This window comes from Luteitalea sp. (genome assembly GCF_044337415.1).
Classification (GTDB): domain Bacteria; phylum Acidobacteriota; class Vicinamibacteria; order Vicinamibacterales; family Vicinamibacteraceae; genus Luteitalea.
On the sequence record NZ_JBIINP010000353.1, the window covers coordinates 1 to 3,150 of the forward strand.

The following is a 3,150-nucleotide window of genomic DNA, read 5'->3' on the forward strand; positions in this document are numbered from 1 at the left end:
CGGCGCGACGGGCCCGCCTGATGGAACGACTCGGCCCCGACGCCGTCGCCATCGTCTGGAGCGCGCCCGAGCGGGTGTACTCCCTCGACGTCGACTACGAGTACCGGCAGGACAGCCACCTGCTGTACCTCACCGGCATCGACCAGCCCGACACCATCCTCGTCCTGGTGCCTGGCGCGAAGGCCATGCGCGAGGTGCTGTTCGTCCGCGAGGCCAACGCCCTGCGCGAGCACCGCGAGGGCCACACGCTCACGAAGGCGGAGGCCACTGAACACAGCGGCATCAGGACCGTCTACCTCGCCAGCGAGTTCGAGCCCTTCATCACGGCGCTGTTCAACAAGCGCGTGTACGGCCTCAGGCGCAACGAGGCGTCGACCGAGTTCGACACGTTCTTCGATGCCGTGGCTGCCAATCGTGCCCGGCTTGCGCTGCCGTTCGGGCCGCGTCCCGCGCCCTCGGCGCCGCTGACCGCGCCCTACGAGTTCGCCGCGAAGGCGCGCGACCGCTTCCTCAACGTCGCCTTCGTCGACACGTTCCCGCTCATCGCCGAACTGCGACAGGTGAAGACGTCGTTCGAGCAGACCATCATGACCAGGAGCGGCGTGATCTCGAGCGACGCGCACAAGGCCGGCATGAAAGCCGCGCGGCCGGGCCGCTTCGAGTACGAGGTCGAGGCGGCGATCGAGCAGGTCTACCTGGCCAACGGCGCCATGAACCCGGGGTACCCGTCGATCGTCGGCAGCGGGCCCAACGCGACGATCCTCCACTACGGCGCATCGAGCCGGCAGATGCAGGCCGGCGAGATCCTGCTCGTGGACGCGGCGGGCAGCTACGACGGCTACACGATCGACATCACGCGCAGCTATCCGATCAGCGGCACGTACACCGAGGCGCAGAAGGACATCTACCGGCTCGTGCTCGAGGCGCAGGAGGCCGGCATGCGCGCGGCCCGCATCGGCAACCGGACCGTCGACGTGGAGAAGGCCGCAGAGGTCGTCATCAAGGCGGGCCTGCTGAAGCTGGGGCTGATCACCGACGCGACGGGCGACCAGTTCCGCACGTGGTACACGCACGGCATCTGCCACTGGATCGGCATGGACGTGCACGACGTGGGCGACTACGCGCGCCCGCTCGCGGCCGGCATGACCTTCGTCGTCGAACCCGGGCTCTACATCCGGCCCCAGGCCCTCGACCAGCTCCCCGACACGCCCGAGAACCGCGCCTTCAAGGCGGCGGTGCTGCCGGCGGTGCAGAAGTACGCGCAGATTGGGATTCGCATCGAGGATTCGTTCCTGCTCACCGAGACCGGCCTCACGAGCCTCTCCTCGACGGTGCCGCGGACCATCGAGGAAGTCGAGCGCTTCATGAAGAGCCGGTAGGGACGCCTCGCCGAGGGGAAGCGGCGCGGTGAGGACACCGCGCCCTACCTCAAACGCAGCCGCATTGACGCGTTCATCTCGCCGCGTCGGCGGCGAGCACCGCGCCGAGCAGCACATCGGCGCCTCGGGTGATGTCCTCGGGGTGCGAGAACTCCTTCGGCGAGTGGCTGATGCCGCCCACGCTCGGGATGAAGATCATCCCCATCGGGCCGAGGCGCGCCATGGCCTGCGCGTCGTGCCCGGCCCCGCTCGGCATCACCTTCGTCGAGAGCCCGAGCGCCTTCGCCGAGGTCTCGATGAGGGCGCGCATCTGCGGATCGCTCGGCGCCGGCACCGTTCGGTGGATGTCGGCGTACGCGAAGGTCGTGCCAGTCGCTTCGCCAATCCGGACCGCCTCGCGCGAGATGTCCTGGAACAGCGCGGTGGTGACGCCCTCGTCGAGATCCCGGAGTTCCAGCGAGCAGGTGACCGTGCCCGCGATGACGTTGGGCGCGCCGGGGCGGGCTTCGATCCGGCCCACCGTGCCGACCTGCCGACCCGGCCGTGCCCGCACCACCCGGTTCACCATGTCGATGAACCGCGCTGCGGCGAGCATCGCATCCTGTCGCCTGTCCATCGGCGTCGCCCCGGCATGGTTGGCAAACCCGGTGATCGTCACGTCCCACCGGCGGATGCCGACGATGCCCTCCACGATGCCGATGTCGACGCGCTCGGCCTCGAGCCGCCCGCCCTGCTCGATGTGCAGTTCGAGGTAGCCGGCGATGCTTCCCGGCGCGCGACGCGCCTCCGCGAGGCGCCGCGGGTCACCGCCGAGGAAGCGGATGCCTTCCTCGACGGTCTTGCCGCTCGCCGTGGCGCGCGACAGCTCCGAAGCCTCGAACTGGCCGCTCACCGCGCGGCTGCCGGACAGGCCGCCCTCCTCGTTGGCCCACAGCGTGACTTCGATGGGATGCCGCAGCGCGATGCCGCGCGTGCGCAACGTGTGCGCCACCTCGATGGCCGCGAGCAGGCCGACGGGGCCGTCGTAGTTGCCGCCGTCGGGGACCGAGTCGACGTGCGATCCGAAGAGCAGCGGCTTCAGCGACGCGTCGGTGCCCGCACGCCTGCCGATCAGGTTGCCCGCCACGTCGGTGACCGGCTCGAGTCCGGCCTCGCGCATCCATCCGGCGGCGACGACGCGCGCCTGCTTGTCTTCGTCGCTGTAACCGAGGCGATGCGTGCCGCCCGCCGGCGTGCCGCCGTAGCGGCGCAGCTCGGCCATCCGCGCGTTGATGCGGGCGCCGTCCACGCGCGGCGGACCCGCCTGTCGTGCCGATGCCGTGCGAGTCCACGCCAGGCTCGCGAGGCCAGTGCCGAGCACCGTCATCCCGAAGGCGCGACGGGAGATGTCGTGGGCAGGAGATGAGGTCATGGGCGTGTGCGTCCCGCAAGGTGGCTCAGCATCGTCTTCCAGTGTTCGAGGGCGCCGAAGAACTGCTCGACGGGCACCCGCTCGTTCAGCCCGTGCGCGAACTGGTCGCTGTCCTTCATGAACAAGCCCATCACGCCGAACGTCGGGATGCCTGCGGAGCGCACCTCGCGGCCGTCGGTCGCGTACGCGGCCATGTACGGGATGACCGGCACGCCGGGGTAGCGCGCCTGCACCGCCGCGGTCACGGCCGCCGTGACGTCGTCGCGGAGCGGCGAGGCGGGGCTCGGGAACGCCTCGCCAATCTGCGTCACCACGAGACCCTTCGTGTCGGTCACGCGCTCGATGGTGGCCTTCACGTCG

General features: G+C 70.2%; 3 protein-coding genes. 1 reads left to right on the plus strand and 2 read right to left on the minus strand.

Annotation, left to right across the window (positions count from 1 at the left end):
* The coding region (locus tag ACIRDX_RS22170) for an aminopeptidase P N-terminal domain-containing protein (RefSeq protein WP_396627594.1) at nt 1-1,379 on the plus strand (1,379 nt) is incomplete at its 5' end.
* Between the two features lie 73 nt (nt 1,380-1,452).
* Here the strand turns inward: ACIRDX_RS22170 and ACIRDX_RS22175 are convergent.
* Nucleotides 1,453-2,790: a Zn-dependent hydrolase gene (locus ACIRDX_RS22175; protein WP_396627595.1), complete on the minus strand. Its 1,338-nt coding sequence runs from the start codon at nt 2,788-2,790 to the stop codon at nt 1,453-1,455.
* Nucleotides 2,787-3,150, minus strand: a 364-nt coding sequence (locus ACIRDX_RS22180; protein WP_396627596.1) for a M20/M25/M40 family metallo-hydrolase, incomplete at its 5' end; no start/stop codon positions are given. The genes ACIRDX_RS22175 and ACIRDX_RS22180, both read right to left, overlap by 4 nt.

Excerpts from the sequence above, each read along its gene's own strand:
- ACIRDX_RS22175 (WP_396627595.1), bottom strand. The coding sequence starts at position 2,790 with ATGACCTCATCTCCTGCCCACGACATCTCCCGTCGCGCCTTCGGGATG.